General features: G+C 72.4%; 14 protein-coding genes. 13 read left to right on the forward strand and 1 reads right to left on the reverse strand.

Annotated features, from left to right (window positions below):
* The first annotated feature begins 52 nt into the window (after positions 1-52).
* Entirely contained in the window at positions 53-826 is a 774-nt protein-coding gene (gene prcA, locus IF99_RS0105515) for a proteasome subunit alpha (protein ID WP_030995195.1), read from the forward strand.
* A gap of 99 nt (positions 827-925) precedes the next feature.
* Here the strand turns inward: prcA and IF99_RS0105520 are convergent, their stop codons facing one another.
* Positions 926-1948 carry a LacI family DNA-binding transcriptional regulator gene (locus tag IF99_RS0105520; RefSeq protein ID WP_030995196.1) on the reverse strand — a complete coding sequence of 341 codons (1023 nt, stop codon included), beginning with the start codon at positions 1946-1948 and terminating at the stop codon, positions 926-928.
* Between the two features lie 87 nt (positions 1949-2035).
* Between IF99_RS0105520 and IF99_RS0105525 the strand changes: the two genes are divergently transcribed.
* The 12 genes from IF99_RS0105525 to IF99_RS0105580 all read left to right on the forward strand — a co-directional run bounded on the left by IF99_RS0105525 (position 2036) and on the right by IF99_RS0105580 (position 14736).
* Positions 2036-3247 (forward strand): MFS transporter, encoded by a 1212-nt coding sequence (locus IF99_RS0105525; RefSeq protein WP_030995197.1) that lies wholly within the window; start codon positions 2036-2038, stop codon positions 3245-3247.
* Between the two features lie 100 nt (positions 3248-3347).
* Positions 3348-4709 (forward strand): Pup--protein ligase, encoded by a 1362-nt coding sequence (gene pafA / locus IF99_RS0105530; protein ID WP_030995198.1) that lies wholly within the window; start codon positions 3348-3350, stop codon positions 4707-4709.
* Between the two features lie 278 nt (positions 4710-4987).
* A complete protein-coding gene (locus IF99_RS0105535; RefSeq protein ID WP_030995200.1) occupies positions 4988-6013 on the forward strand; it encodes an FKBP-type peptidyl-prolyl cis-trans isomerase in 1026 nt (341 codons plus the stop codon).
* 130 nt (positions 6014-6143) lie between these two features.
* The gene (locus tag IF99_RS0105540) at positions 6144-6515 is read left to right on the forward strand and encodes an FKBP-type peptidyl-prolyl cis-trans isomerase (protein ID WP_030995201.1); all 372 of its coding nucleotides are present in this window, start codon (positions 6144-6146) and stop codon (positions 6513-6515) included.
* 178 nt (positions 6516-6693) lie between these two features.
* A complete protein-coding gene (locus IF99_RS0105545) occupies positions 6694-7647 on the forward strand; it encodes a helix-turn-helix transcriptional regulator (RefSeq protein ID WP_030995202.1) in 954 nt (317 codons plus the stop codon).
* A gap of 95 nt (positions 7648-7742) precedes the next feature.
* On the forward strand, positions 7743-8699 hold the full coding sequence (locus tag IF99_RS0105550) for a helix-turn-helix transcriptional regulator (protein WP_030995203.1): 957 nt from the start codon (positions 7743-7745) through the stop codon (positions 8697-8699).
* Positions 8700-8742: 43 nt separating this feature from the next.
* Positions 8743-9006 (forward strand): hypothetical protein, encoded by a 264-nt coding sequence (locus IF99_RS0105555; protein WP_037826481.1) that lies wholly within the window; start codon positions 8743-8745, stop codon positions 9004-9006.
* A gap of 38 nt (positions 9007-9044) precedes the next feature.
* Complete coding sequence (locus tag IF99_RS0105560) at positions 9045-9272, forward strand: hypothetical protein (protein ID WP_030995205.1); 228 nt, start codon at positions 9045-9047, stop codon at positions 9270-9272.
* Positions 9273-9497: 225 nt separating this feature from the next.
* Positions 9498-9779 (forward strand): Sec-independent protein translocase subunit TatA, encoded by a 282-nt coding sequence (gene tatA, locus IF99_RS0105565; RefSeq protein ID WP_030995206.1) that lies wholly within the window; start codon positions 9498-9500, stop codon positions 9777-9779.
* Between the two features lie 59 nt (positions 9780-9838).
* Complete coding sequence (gene tatC / locus IF99_RS0105570) at positions 9839-10789, forward strand: twin-arginine translocase subunit TatC (RefSeq protein ID WP_030995207.1); 951 nt, start codon at positions 9839-9841, stop codon at positions 10787-10789.
* A 46-nt stretch (positions 10790-10835) separates the two neighbouring features.
* Positions 10836-11747 carry a diacylglycerol kinase gene (locus IF99_RS0105575; protein ID WP_030995208.1) on the forward strand — a complete coding sequence of 304 codons (912 nt, stop codon included), beginning with the start codon at positions 10836-10838 and terminating at the stop codon, positions 11745-11747.
* A 181-nt stretch (positions 11748-11928) separates the two neighbouring features.
* Positions 11929-14736 (forward strand): DEAD/DEAH box helicase, encoded by a 2808-nt coding sequence (locus IF99_RS0105580; RefSeq protein WP_030995209.1) that lies wholly within the window; start codon positions 11929-11931, stop codon positions 14734-14736.
* Positions 14737-15263: the final 527 nt, after the last annotated feature.

Raw genomic sequence — 15263 nt, forward strand, 5'->3', positions numbered from 1 at the left:
CCCGGCACTCCGAAGACCTCCCCCGACCCCGACAGAAAGCGACGGTCAGCCGGTGTCCACGCCGTTCTACGTCTCACCCCAGCAGGCGATGGCCGACCGGGCGGAGTACGCCCGCAAGGGCATCGCCCGAGGCCGCAGCCTCGTCGTGCTCCAGTACGCCGACGGCATTGTCTTCGTCGGCGAGAACCCCTCCAGGGCCCTCCACAAGTTCAGCGAGATCTACGACCGCATCGCCTTCGCCGCGGCCGGCAAGTACAACGAGTACGAGAACCTGCGCATCGGCGGCGTCCGCTACGCCGACCTGCGCGGTTACACCTACGACCGCACCGACGTCACCGCGCGCGGACTCGCCAACGTCTACGCGCAGACGCTCGGCACCATCTTCTCCAGCGCGGCCGAGAAGCCGTACGAGGTGGAACTCGTCGTCGCCGAGGTCGGGGACACCCCCGAGGGCGACCAGATCTACCGGCTCCCGCACGACGGCTCGATCGTCGACGAGCACGGCTCGGTCGCGGTCGGCGGCAACGCGGAGCAGATCAGCGGCTGGCTCGACCAGCGCCACCGCGACGGGATGACCCTCGCCGAGGCCCTCAAGCTCGCCGTCCAAGCCCTGGCCCGCGATGCCAACGGCAGCGAGCGCGAGATCCCGGCCGAGCGCCTGGAGGTGGCCGTCCTCGACCGTACGAGGGCGCAGCAGCGCAAGTTCCGCCGCATCACCGGAACCCACCTGGCCCGCCTCCTCGCGGGCGAGGCGGTGCCGGACGACGCGGAGGAGACCGAGGCCCCGGCCGCTCCGGCCAAGGACGAGGACGCCGACGACAGCTGAGCCCCGGCGGGCGGCCGACGGCCGTCCGGGGGACCACCACGGCCCCGTGCCCCGCGTGGGCGCGGGGCCGTCGCGCGCGGCGGGGCAGGGGACGGGGCGTCAGGCGGGGGCCGGGCCCGTCGAGCCGCGTACGACGAGTTCCACAGGCAGCGGGTCCGTACGCGGCCGCGCGCCCTCCAGGAGCGCCAGCAGCGCGGTCATGCCGCGGGCGCCGAACTCCTCGGCGGGCAGCCGCACGGTGGTCAGCTCCGGGTCCAGGGCACGGGCGAGCGTGAGGTCGTCGACGCCCGTGACCGAGAGGTCCTCGGGCACCCGCAGGCCCAGGCCGCGCGCCGCCTTCAGGACGCCCGCCGCCATCAGGTCGTCGTCGCACACGACGGCCGTGGGCCGCTCGGGCGCGTCGAGCAGCCGCAGGGCCGCCTCGCGCGCGCCCGCGATCGACAGCGGCGCGGGCACGGTGGTCAGGCCCGCCCCGGACAGCGCCCCGGCGAGGGCGGCGGCTCGGCTCGTGAAGGTCCACGAGTCCACGTCGGCGGCGAGGTGAGCGAAGCGGCGGTGGCCGAGCGCGCGCAAGTGCGCGGCGATCTCGCGCATCCCGTCCGCGAGGGCGAGGTTGACCGTGGCGGTACGGGCCCCCGGCAGCGGCTCCGCGTCCAGCATCACCAGCGGGAGCGTGTCCCCGTGGATCGCCGCGAGCGCGTCCGCCGCCATCGAGGAGGCGAGGACCCCGTCGAGTGCCGCGCGCGCGGAGTCGAAGGGGTCGCGCGCGGGGCCGACACCCTCGGGCGAGGGGTAGAGCACGAGCCCCGTGCCGTGCGCGGCGGCGACCCGGGCGGCCCCCGTGTAGACACCGGCGAAGAACTCGCTCGTGAGCGCCGGCACGACGAGCAGCGCGGTGCGCGTGCGCCCCAGCCGCAGATTCCGCGCCGCGAGGTTCGGCCGGTACCCGAGCCCGTCGGCCGTCTCCCGCACCCGCTCCGCCGTGGCCGCCCCGACCCGCCCGCGCCACTTCCCGCTCAGCACGAGCGAGACGGCCGCCTGCGAGACCCCCGCCGCGCGGGCGACGTCTCGGCTGGTGGGGCGGGAGGCGGAGTCGGGCGGGGGGCTGCCTGAGACGGGCACGGAACTCCTTGGCGGCTGGACCGGGGGGCGAGGACATGGTACGTATGGGCCCGCACGTTATACGTACAACTGAAGGGTGGGGCGGCGATGGCGAGCGGTTACCTGGGGGTGTTGCGGGCTCCGTACGCGAGCCGGCTGCTCTCCTCGACACTCCTCGGGCGGCTGCCCAACGCGGTCGGGCACATCGCGATCGTCGTCCACGTGCGCGAGCAGGGCGGCGGCTACGCACTGGCAGGCGCCCTCGCCGCCGTCTACGGGCTCGCGACCGCCGCCGGGCAGCCGCTCCTCGGACGGGCCGTGGACCTGCGCGGGCAGCGCGCCGTACTGCTGCCCGCCTCCGGCCTCTCCGCGCTCGCCATGGCCGCGTTCGCGCTCGCCGGGCTCACGTCCCGCCCGCTCGCCTACCTCCTCGTGGGCCTCGCCGGGCTCACCACCCCGCCCCTGGAAGGGGCGCTGCGCGCGCTGTGGCCGAGCGTCCTGGGCCGCGCGGACCACGTCCACACCGCGTACGCCCTCGAAGCGGTGGCGCAGGAGGTGATGTTCACCGCGGGCCCGCTCCTCGTCACGCTGCTGGTCGCGCTCCGCTCGACGACGGCGGCGCTCCTCGTCGTCAACGTCCTCGGCGTCCTCGGCGCCCTCTCCGTCGTCCTCTCGCGGCCCTCGCGCGCCTGGCGCGGCGCCGCGCGCGAGGCGCACTGGCTCGGCGCGCTGCGCTCGCCCGGCCTCCTCGCGCTGCTCGGCGCCTTCCTCTTCGTCGGCGTCGCGCTCGGCTCCATCACGGTCTCCGCGCTCGCCTACTCCGACGGGGCGGGCGGCGAGACGGCGTACGGGTGGATCATGGCCGCGCTCGGCGCGGGCGCCCTCGTCGGCGGCATCGCCTACGGCGCGCGCGAGTGGACCGGGCGCCCCGAGCCCCGCCTGCGCCTGCTCGTCGCGCTGCTCGCCCTCGGCTACCTGCCCCTGCTCCTGACACCCGGCCGGTACGCGATGACCGGCCTCACCCTGCTCTCCGGGGTCTTCCTCGCGCCCTCGCTCGCCTGCGCCTTCGTCGCGGTGGACCGGCACGCCCCGCGCGGCACCGTGACCGAGGCGTTCTCCTGGCTCGTGACGACCTTCGGCGTCGGCAACGCGCTCGGCGCCGCGCTCGCGGGCCCCGCGCTCGACGCGGGCGGCGTCCGCGCCGGCTTCGCCGTGGCGGCCTGCGGCGGGGTGCTCGCGGCGCTCGTCCTCGTCGTCACCGCCCCCGCCCTGGAGGGCGGTACGGGCCCGGCGGTCGCGCCGGAAACGACCGGGCGCTGAAGGAGAGGCAGGTCGGGCGGGGGCGCCGCGCGGGGAAAATGATCCGAACCCTCACGCCCGAGCCGGTTTCAGAAAGTGGCCTGAGGCGTAATGTTCAAGCATGGACCGCCGCATTTTCGGGCTGGAGAACGAGTACGGCGTCACGTGCACGTTCCGGGGACAGCGCCGTCTGTCTCCGGACGAGGTGGCGCGGTACCTCTTCCGCCGTGTCGTGTCATGGGGCCGCAGCAGCAATGTCTTCCTGCGCAACGGCGCCCGGCTCTACCTGGACGTGGGCTCGCATCCGGAATACGCCACTCCCGAATGCGACAACATCACCGAACTGGTGACCCACGACAAGGCCGGTGAGCGCATCCTCGAAGGATTGCTCACCGACGCGGAACGCCGCCTGCACGAGGAGGGAATCGCGGGCGACGTCTATCTCTTCAAGAACAACACCGACTCAGCGGGCAACTCCTACGGCTGTCACGAGAACTACCTCGTGGCCCGGCACGGGGAGTTCTCCCGGCTCGCCGACATCCTGATTCCCTTCCTCGTCACCCGGCAGCTCTTGTGCGGGGCCGGGAAGGTGCTCCAGACGCCCAGGGGCGCGGTCTTCTGCGTCAGCCAGCGGGCGGAGCACATCTGGGAGGGCGTCAGTTCGGCGACCACCCGTTCCCGGCCGATCATCAACACCCGCGACGAGCCGCACGCCGACGCCGAGCGCTACCGCAGGCTCCACGTCATCGTCGGCGACTCGAACATGTCCGAGACCACCATGCTGCTCAAGGTCGGCGCCACCGACCTGGTGCTGCGCATGATCGAGGCCGGTACGGTCATGCGCGACCTCACCCTGGAGAACCCGATCCGGGCGATCCGCGAGGTCAGCCACGACATCACGGGCCGCCGCAAGGTGCGCCTCGCGAGCGGCAGGGAAGCCTCCGCGCTCGAAGTGCAGCGTGAGTACTACGAGAAGGCGCTCGACTTCTGCGAGCGCCGCGGCATCAACACCGGCGTCGTCGCCCAGGTCCTCGAACTGTGGGGCCGCACCCTCGACGCGATCGAGTCGGAGGACCTCGACCGGATCGGTACCGAGATCGACTGGGTCATGAAGTACAAGCTGATCGAGCGGTACCGCGCCAAGCACAACATGACGATGTCGAATCCGCGGGTCGCGCAGATAGACCTCGCCTATCACGACATCCACCGCCGCCGGGGGCTGTACTACCTCCTGGAGAAGAAGGGGCAGGCCGCGCGGGTCTGCAACGACCTGCGCATCTTCGAGGGCAAATCCGTTCCCCCGCAGACCACGCGGGCACGGCTGCGCGGCGATTTCATCCGCCGGGCGCAGGAGCAGCGGCGCGACTTCACGGTGGACTGGGTGCACCTCAAGCTCAATGACCAGGCGCAGCGCACGGTGCTGTGCAAGGACCCCTTCAGGTCGGTCGACGACCGGGTGGAGAAGCTGATCGCCGGAATGTGACCGGCGGTTTATGAAACAGGGCGCATTTCTTTTCCCTGTGGAGAGGCGCCGAAACCTGTGAAAAGGCCGGGCACACGCTGTGCCCGGCCTTTTCCGTTCCCCGGAGCCGGTGGTCCCACCGCCCTTGAGCTGCCCGTTTCTCCGCCGAGGAGCGCGGGGGGCCCGCCGCGCGCGCCGCCCGTGCCCGTACCGCGCCGAAAAGCGCCGCCGCGTTCTCTGTCGGCGTGGTGGAAGGGCCTAGAGTGACGGAACCGTATCCGCAACACTCTGGGGATCTTGTGCATCGCCGACTCGCAGCCTTCATCATCGTGCCCGCCCTGGCACTCGTCGCCACCGCCTGCGGTGGTGACGACGACAGCAAGGACAAGGCCGATTCGTCCAGCTCGCCCTCGGCGTCCGCTCCCGCCGAGTCCTCGGCGCCCAAGCCGGTCTCCTCGGCCTCGCCGATGCCCACGGTCTCCGGCGCCAAGGACAAGCAGCCCACGATCACGATCCCCAAGGGCGACCCGAGCAAGAAGTTCGTCGTCCACTCCGAGAGCCCGGGCGACGGCAAGACCGTGAAGAAGGGCGAGTTCGTCTCCTTCGACTTCACCGGCAAGATCTGGAAGGGCGCGAAGAAGTTCGGTTCGACGTACGAGAAGGGCGGCCAGCCCCAGGTCATCCAGGCCGGCTCCGCCGGGATCATCCCCGCCTTCGCGCAGTCCCTCGCCGGGCACAAGGAGGGCGAGCGCGTCCTCGTCGTCGCCCCGCCGTCGGCCGCCTTCGGCGCCCAGGGCAACCAGCAGGCCGGGGTCGCCGCCGACGACACGCTCGTCTTCGTCGTCGACATCAACAAGATCGTCCCGACCACCGAGGTCAAGGGCACCCAGGCGTCGATCCCCTCGGACCTGCCGCAGATCAAGGTCGACGACAAGACCCACAAGGCCGACATCACGATCCCGAAGAACGACCCGCCCAAGAAGCTCACCAGCAAGGTGCTCATCCAGGGCAAGGGCGAGAAGATCGAGTCCGGCAACAACGTGATCATGAACTACAGCGGCGCCGCCTGGAAGATCAACGAGGGCAAGAAGCCCGCGACCCTCTTCGACACCTCCGCCAACCGCGGCGAGCCCTTCGTCACGCCGATCGGCACCGGCGCCGTCATCCCCGGCTGGGACAAGGGCCTCGTCGGCAAGCACGTCGGCGACCGCGTCCTCCTCGTGATCCCCCCGGCCGACGGCTACGGCGACCAGGCCCAGGGCGACACCCTCCCGGCCAAGTCCACGCTCGTCTTCGCCGTCGACATCGTCGGCGTCGCGAAGTGAGCCCGCGCGGCGGGTGCGTACGGCCCCCGTCCGCACACCGCCGCGCCGCCCGGTGACAGACTGGGCCACGAACAACGGGCCGCCCCGCCGCCTGCGGCGGGGCGGCCCTCCTGCCAACACTGGAGCACACGTGAGCATCGAGAAGCCCGAGGTCGACTTCCCCGGTGGCGAGCCCCCGGCGGCGCTGGAGATCAAGGACATCTGGGAGGGCGACGGGCCCGTGGCGAAGGCCGGGGACAACGTCCGCGTCCACTACGTGGGTGTCGCCTTCTCCACCGGCGAGGAGTTCGACGCCAGCTGGAACCGCGGCGCTCCGCTCGCCTTCCCGCTCGGCGCCGGCCGCGTCATCGCGGGCTGGGACCAGGGTGTGCAGGGCATGAAGGTCGGCGGCCGCCGCCAGCTGATCATCCCCCCGCACCTGGCCTACGGCAGCCAGTCACCGAGCCCCCTGATCAAGCCCAACGAGACGCTGATCTTCGTCTGCGACCTCGTCTCCGTCTGAGCCGAGCGCCGTCCGCGCCCCCGGCCCCGGCCGCGCCGGGGCACGGACCCCGCGGCCCCGGTCCCGTACCCCCTCGGTACGGAACCGGGGCCGCGTGCGCGGGGACCCGCGCCCGAACTTTTCCCGCGCGCCCGTGGCGCTGTACGGTCGACGCGGACGAACAGCAGAAAGGGCGTCGATGGCGATCGCCAAGGCCGAGCGGCTCATGAACCTCGCGCTGTGCCTGCTCGGGACCCGCAGGCCGCTGAGCAAGCGGGAGCTGCGCGAGTCCATCGAGGCGTACCTCGAAGCGGCCTCGGACGAGGCGTTCAACCGCATGTTCGAGCGCGACAAGGACGATCTGCGCGAACTCGGGCTCGTCATCGAGACGGTCGAGGGACTCGACGGCGAGACCGGCTACCGCGCGGGCCGCGACAGCAACCGCCTGCCGCCCATCACGCTCGACGCCGAGGAGGCCGCGGCCCTCGGGCTGGCGGCCAAGGTCTGGCAGCAGGCCAGGCTCGCCGGGGCCGCGAGCGGCGCCCTCCAGAAGCTCCGCGCCGCGGGACTCCCCGAGGACGTCGACCCCTACGGCGCCCACACCGCGCTCGAACCGCGCATCCCCGTGCACGAGGCCGCCTTCGAACCCCTCATGCTCGCCTGCCGCGACCGCCGCCCCGTCGTCTTCGACTACCGCAAGTCCACCGCTCCGCGCCCCGAGTCCCGGCACGTCGAGCCCTGGGCCCTGGAGTGCTGGCGCGGCCACTGGTACCTCGCCGGGTACGACCGCGAGCGCGGCGCCGAGCGCGTCTTCCGCCTCTCCCGGATCACCGGCAGGGTCCGCGCCACGCGCGGCGCCTTCACCAGCGAGGTCCCCCCGGTCGTCACCGTCCGCGAGACCGTGGCCGCCTGGGCGGGCGAGAGCGCCGACCGCAGCGCCTTCATCCGGCTGCGCCCGGGGTCCGGCTACCCGCTGCGGGCCAAGGCCATCAACGTACGGTCCGTGGACGGCGCCTGGGACGAGCTGGAGATCCCCTACGGGCACGGGCTCGACGCCTGGCTCGCCGAGTTCGGCCCCGACGTGGTGGTCCTGGAACCGGCCGAGTTGCGCGCCGACGTCCTGGAGCGGCTGCGCGCCGTGGCCGGGAGCTGAGCGAGCCGCCCCGCCCGGGACGGGCCGCCCGCCCGCGCCCCGTACCCCGCGAAGCCCCCACCCCCACGCCCCCGACCACGAGAAGGAGGAGGCACATGGCGGCCAACGCCATCGACCAGACCCGGCGGATGCTCTCGCTCGTCACGTACCTGCGCGAGCGCCCGGGCGCCTATGTCGCCGACGTGGCCCGGGCCTTCGGCATCACCGAGGACGAACTCATCTCCGACCTCGACGTGCTGCCGCTGTGCGGCACCAGCTTCCGCGGCGGTGACCTCCTCGACATCGACACCGACGGCGAGCGCATCTGGTGGCACAACGCCGACGACGTCGCGGCCCCGCTCCGCCTCGCCGCCGACGAGGCCACCGCGCTCCTCGTCGCCGCCCGCGCCGTCACGACGCTGCCCGGCCTGCGCGAGAGCGACCGGCAGGCGCTCCTGCGCGCGACCGCCAAGCTGGAGGCCGCCGCGGGGGACACCGCGGGCGCGAGCAGCAGGCTCTCGGTGACCTTCGAGTCCGAGGGCGGCGTCTTCGCCGAGGTGGACCGCGCCATCGCGGAGCGGCGCCGCCTGTGGCTGCGCTACTACTCGCCCGCGCGCGACGAGCTGACCGAGCGCGAGGTGGACCCCATCCGGCTCTTCGCCGTCGGCCACACCTACATGGAGGCGTGGTGCCGCCTCTCCGAGGACCGGCGCACCTTCCGCCTCGACCGCGTCGCCGCGATCCGCATCCTCGACGAGCCCTCCGCGCCACCGGAGATGGAGCTGCGCGACCTGTCGGCCGGACTCGTGCAGCCCGCCGCCGATGACCCCGAGGTCACCGTCGAGGTCACCCCCGCCGGGCGCTGGGTCGCCGAGTACTACCCGCACGACAAGGCCGAGGAACTCCCCGACGGCGGACTGCGCATCACGCTGCGCACCCCCGACCCGGCGTCCCTGCGCCGCCTCGCCCTCCGGCTCGGCGCCGACGGCCGCATCGTCGCCCCCGCCGACCTGGCCGCGAGCGCCCGCGAGGCGGCGCGGCAGGCCCTCGCCGCGTACGGCGAAGAGCTGTGAAGCCCCGCACGCCCGCCCGAGACCGCGAGAGGGAGACAGCCCCGTGACGTCCGCCGAAGGAATCCTCGAAGCGACAGGCGACACCAACGGGCGCCTCTACCGCGCCGCGTGCCCCCAGTGCAAGGCCAGCTTCGAGCTCTCCGCCGCCGCGCTGCGGCTCGCCATCGGCGGCAGCCCCAAGACCACCTTCTACTCCTTCACCTGCCCCGAGTGCGGTGAGCCGGTCCGCAAGCCGGCCGGGGAGCGGATTGTGGAACTCCTCACAGAAGGCGGCGTCAGCACGCTGCGCCTGCACTCCGCCCTCTGACCCCGGCTCCCCGCACCCAAGGAACTAGGTTCGCCCCCATGCCCTCGCCCTCCGCTCTCTCCTGGTCCATGATCGCCGTCGCCCTCGGCTTCGCCGGACTCGCTGTCCTCGGGGTTCTCGGGGTGCGCGTGTGGATCGAGGTCCGCCGCCTGGGCGCCCAGGTGGCCCGCACCGCGCAGCGCGTCAGCGAGGCGACCGGGGACCTGGAGCGCGCGGCGACCGGGCTCGCCCGGACCTCGGGCAGCCTGCCGGTCCAGCGGAGGTGAGCGATACCGGCGCAGCGACCTGTCATAATCCGTGACCCGCCAGGTACGCTGCTGGCGCGGCCCGGAGCGAGGTGCGGGTCGTGAACCGGGGAATGCGCACAGGGATGGTCCCGTGTTCACCTGTGAGCGCTACGATCGCGGAGCGTACGGAAACCGGACGAATGTCCAGCTCCCGCTCGCAGCTCCCCGTCCCCGCCGCCTCGGTGAGAAGGTAGTACGCCTATGTTGTTCGGAAAGATCGGCGCCCCGGAGATCATCCTCATCCTCGTCGTCGTGGTGCTGCTGTTCGGCGCGAAGAAGCTTCCCGACATGGCCCGTTCGCTCGGCAAGTCCGCTCGCATCCTCAAGAGCGAGGCCAAGGCGATGAAGTCGGAGGGCAAGCAGGACGAGGCCGCCCCGGCCGACCCACCGGCCGACCAGGCGGTCCCGCGTACCATCCAGGCCGCCCCCGGTGACGTGAGCAGCTCCCGTCCGGTCGCCGAGCCCTCGGACACCACCAAGCGCTGAGCGCCCACGCGGCGCCGGAGCAGGCCGGCGCCACCGAACGCACGAGATGAGGACGTGGGTTGCTGAAGTCTGCCCGCACACGCGCCGAGAAGGACCCCGAGGGGCGCATGCCGCTCATGGATCACCTCCGTGAGCTGCGCAACCGCCTGGCGAAGGGGGTCCTGGGGATCGTCGTCGTGACGATCGTGGCCGCGTTCTTCTACCAGGACATCGTCGACTTCATCACGCGTCCCATCATGCACTCGGTGGGCTGCGAGCAGGCGTTCTCCGATCTCGCGCAGAGGGAGAAGGGGGAGTGCGCCAGGATCGTCATGAACGGGCTGCTCAGCCCCTTCAGCCTGGCGATCAAGGTCTCGATCATGGCCGGGGTCATCGGCTCCTCACCGATCTGGCTCTACCAGCTGTGGGGCTTCATCGCCCCCGGCCTGCACCGCAACGAGAAGAAGTACGCCGTCGGGTTCGTCGGCGTGGGCGTCCCGCTCTTCCTCGTCGGGGCCTTCCTGGCGTACCGCACCCTGCCGACGATGGCGGAGGTGCTGATCGGCTTCACACCCGACAACACCGAGAACCAGCTCCCCCTCGACGATCTGCTGAACCTGATCACCCGCATGGTGCTCGTCTTCGGCGCCTCGTTCGAGCTGCCGCTGCTCCTCGTGATGCTCAACCTGACGCACATCCTCACCGGCAAGCGGATGCTGAGCTGGTGGCGCTGGATGATCATGGGCATCACGGTCTTCGCCGCCGTGGCGACCCCCAGCACCGACCCGGTCAGCATGCTGGCCCTCGCCGCTCCCATCTGGGTCCTCTACTTCGGCGCCACGATCTTCTCGCTCCTCAACGACCGGCGCCGCGCGAAGAACGATCCGTACGCGGGCCTCGACGACGACGAGGCCGCCCCCCTCGACCTGAGCCCCGAGGACATCGGCGAGGTCGAGCGCGTCGGCTCCCCGCGCTCCCTGCCCGAGCAGCCCGGCCGCGACCGCGTCAACGGCTATGACGACGTGACCTGAGCCCGCGCTCTGTCCCGCGAGCCCTACCGGACGGTGAGGTCACGCTCTGACCAGCGACATCACCCTCTTCGTGAACCCGACGGCGGGGCGCGGCCGGGGTGCCGCGGCAGCGCGGCCCGCGGCCCGCGTCCTCCGGGACGCGGGCTTCCGCGTGCGTACGGTCGTCGGGACGGACGCCGAGGACGCCGCCGCGCGCGCGAAGGAGGCCGTCGCCGCGGGGACGGGCGCGCTCGTCGCGGTCGGCGGGGACGGGCTGCTCTCGCTCGCGCTCGCGGCCGTCGCGGGCACCCGTACCCCGCTGGGCGTCATCGCGGCCGGCAGCGGCAACGACTTCGGGCGCTCGCTGGGCCTGCCGGTACGGGCGGCCGCCGAGGCCGCCGGGGTCATCGCGCGGGCGCTGCGCGAGGACACGCACCGCGCCATCGACCTCGGGCGCGTCGCGGGGCGCTGGTACGGCACCGTCCTCGCCACCGGTTTCGACTCACGTGTCAACGACCGCGGCAACCGGATGCGGCTCCCGCTGGGCCGCTTCCGCTACGACCTCGCGATCCTCGCCGAACTCGCCGCCTTCGCGCCCACCCCGTACCGGCTGCGCCTGGACGACGGGCCCGTGCGCGAGATCGAGGCGACGCTCATCGCCGTCGGGAACGGGACCTCGTACGGCGGGGGCATGCGGATCTGCGCGGACGCGCGCCTCGACGACGGGCTTCTCGACGTCACGGTCGTCGGCCCGTGCAGCCGCGCGACGCTCCTGAAGGTCTTCCCGCGCGTCTACCGGGGCACCCACCTCGCGCACCCCGTCGTCACGCGCTACCGGGCGGGCCGCGTCGCACTCGACGCCGCGGGCCTCACGGGATACGCGGACGGCGAGCCGCTCGGCCCCCTCCCGCTCACGGCGACGGCCCACCCCGCCGCCGTCCGCCTGCTCGCACCGCGCCCCAAGGCGACCGGGGGCTGAGCACCGGCGGGGGCGCCAAAGGGCCGGGGACGGGCGGCGGACGGGGCCGGACGGGGGCCGGGGGCGGACGCGGCCCGGCGCGTGCGGGGCTCGCGCCGCGCGCCTGTGACCTGCGACAACGGGACAGGTCGTTTTTTATGATCGTGTTCTGTCGGCAGGGGCCGGTAGGCTCGATCGCACGATGACAGAGGACCTCTCCCCGGCCGAGCGGTACGCGGCCAGCCGCCGTCGCACCGCCGAAGCCGCCACCGCGCTCGGTGCCTTCCGCGAGATGTACGAGTTCGGGCTCGACCCCTTCCAGATCGAGTCCTGCCAGGCCCTGGAGGCGGGCAAGGGCGTACTCGTCGCCGCCCCCACCGGCTCCGGCAAGACGATCGTCGGCGAGTTCGCCGTGCACCTCGCCCTGCGCCAGGGCAAGAAGTGCTTCTACACCACGCCCATCAAGGCGCTCTCCAACCAGAAGTTCGGCGACCTCAGCAAGCGCTACGGCGCCGACAAGGTCGGTCTGCTCACCGGTGACAACAGCGTCAACGCGGACGCCCCCGTCGTCGTCATGACGACCGAGGTGCTGCGGAACATGCTCTACGCGGGCAGCCCGGCGCTCACCGGGCTCGGCTATGTCGTCATGGACGAGGTGCACTACCTCTCCGACCGCATCCGGGGCGCCGTCTGGGAAGAGGTGATCATCCACCTGCCGGAGTCGGTCACGCTCGTCTCGCTCTCGGCGACCGTCTCGAACGCCGAGGAGTTCGGCGACTGGCTCGACACCGTCCGCGGCGACACCGAAGTGGTCGTCTCGGAGCACCGGCCCGTGCCGCTCTTCCAGCACGTCCTCGCCGGGCGCCGGCTGTACGACCTCTTCGAGGAGGGCGGGGGCCGCAAGCGCGCGGTCAACCCCGACCTGCTCCGCATGGCCCGCATGGAGGCCGGACGCACCGGTTACGGCGGCAAGCGGCGCGGGCGCGAGGCCGACAGGGAGCGCGAGCGCCGCCAGCGCAGCCGGACGTGGACCCCGGGCCGCCCCGAGGTGATCGACCGGCTCGACTCCGAGGGCCTGCTCCCCGCCATCACCTTCATCTTCAGCCGCGCGGGCTGCGAGGCCGCCGTGCAGCAGTGCCTCTTCGCCGGGCTGCGCCTCAACGACGAGTCCGAGCGGCTCGCCGTGCGCGAGATCGTCGAGGAGCGCACCGCCTCGATCCCGCCCGAGGACCTGCACGTCCTCGGTTACTTCGAGTTCCTGGAGGGCCTGGAGCGGGGCATCGCCGCGCACCACGCCGGGATGCTCCCGACCTTCAAGGAGGTCGTCGAGGAACTCTTCGTACGGGGCCTGGTCAAGGCCGTCTTCGCGACCGAGACCCTCGCGCTCGGGATCAACATGCCCGCGCGCTCCGTCGTGCTCGAAAAGCTCGTCAAGTGGAACGGCGAGCAGCACGCCGACATCACGCCCGGCGAGTACACCCAGCTCACCGGACGCGCCGGTCGGCGCGGCATCGACGTCGAGGGGCACGCCGTCGTGCTGTGGCAGCGCGCCATGAGCCCCGAGCACCTCGCGGGCCTGGCGGGCACCCGTACGTATCCGCTGCGCTCCAGCTTCCGGCCCTCGTACAACATGGCCGTCAACCTGGTCCAGCAGTTCGGGCGGCACCGCTCGCGCGAGCTCCTGGAGACCTCCTTCGCGCAGTTCCAGGCCGACCGCTCCGTCGTCGGCATCTCCCGCGACGTCCAGCGCAACGAGGCGGGGCTCGCGGGCTACAAGGAGTCGATGACCTGCCACCTCGGGGACTTCGAGGAGTACTCGCGGCTGCGCAGGCAGCTCAAGGACCGCGAGAACGAACTCGCCCGCGAGGGCGTCAACCAGCGGCGCGCAGCCGCTGCCGCCGCGCTGGAGAAGCTGCGCCCCGGGGACATCATCCACGTGCCCACGGGCAAGTTCGCCGGGCTCGCCCTCGTCCTGGACCCGGGCGTCCCGGCGGGGCGCGCGGTCGGCGGTCGCCGCGGGCGCGACTTCGACGCGTTCGACGGGCCCCGCCCGCTCGTGCTCACCGCCGAGCGGCAGGTCAAGCGGCTCAACAGCGTCGACTTCCCGGTGCCCGTCGAGGCCCTGGACCGGATGCGGGTGCCGAAGTCCTTCAACGCGCGCAGCCCCCAGTCCCGCCGCGACCTCGCCTCGGCGCTGCGCACCAAGGCCGGGCACCTCGTCCCCGAGCGGCACCGCAGGGGCCGCGCCGAGGCCGCGGACGATCGCGAGATCAACCGGCTGCGCGCGGAACTGCGCGCCCACCCCTGCCACGGCTGCTCCGAGCGCGAGGACCACGCCCGCTGGGCCGAGCGCTACCACCGGCTGCTGCGCGACACGAAGCAGCTGGAACGCCGCATCGAGGGCCGCACGAACACCATCGCGCGCACCTTCGACCGGATCGTCGCGCTCCTGACCGAACTCGACTACCTGCGCGGCGAACAGGTCACCGAGCACGGCAGGCGGCTCGCCCGGCTCTACGGGGAACTCGACCTGCTCGCCGCCGAGTGCCTGCGCGCCGGGGTCTGGGAGGGGCTCGGCCCGGCCGAGCTGGCCGCCTGCGCCTCCGCGCTCGTCTACGAGTCGCGCTCGGGGGACGACGCGGCAACCCCCAAGGTGCCCTCGGGCAAGGTGACCTCGGCGCTCACCGAGATGGTGCGGATCTGGGGCAGGCTCGACGCGGTCGAGGAGGACTTCGGGATCAGCCGGACCGAGGGCGTCGGCCAGCGCGAGCCGGACCTCGGCTTCGCCTGGGCCGCCTATGAGTGGGCCTCGGGCAAGGGGCTCGACGAGGTGCTGCGCGAGGCGGACATGCCTGCCGGGGACTTCGTGCGCTGGACCAAGCAGATCATCGATGTCCTGGGCCAGATCGCCGCCGCGGCGCCCGGTCAGGGGAGCACGGTGCCGAAGGCGGCCCGGCGGGCGGTGGACGAGATCCTGCGCGGAGTGGTGGCGTACACCTCGGTGAGCTGAGGAGACGTGGCGATCAATTTCAGTCGTTACTGATCGGAATTGATCCCGAAAGGAAGGAGGCGGGTCCCTTTTCCTCGCGAGGGAAAGGGACCCGCCTCCTTTTGTGCGAAAAAGTATTAGCGCATATGTGCGCCGACGGAGCCGGAAGGGTGAACGCGGTGCCTGTGACCTGCGGTGATGCCCGGCTCCCGAGGTGGGACAAGCCGCTTTCGCCGCCTCGGGTGGCGTATAAATGGGCTCGATTCTAGGTCGCGCGCGGTGCGCGGTGGGCTTGCTCGCGGAATATGACATCCGGCGCGCCGAGGCGCATTAGGCTCGCCGACGAAGCGCCCCGGTCCCCCGGTCGTGTCCTTCGGGCATGCCCGCGCCCCGGACCGGATCGCGCCGTCCTGTCCGTCCATCGCGCTCGATCGAGGGCCTCCATGGTGAGTGTCGCTTCACCCCCCGCTTCGCCTCCTGCCTCACCCCCCGCTTCATCTCCCGCCTCACCCCCGGCTTCGTCTCCCGCCCCCCGGCTGGAGCCTGTG

The sequence above is a fragment of the Streptomyces sp. NRRL F-5630 genome, assembly GCF_000719475.1.
Taxonomy (GTDB): Bacteria; Actinomycetota; Actinomycetes; order Streptomycetales; family Streptomycetaceae; genus Streptomyces.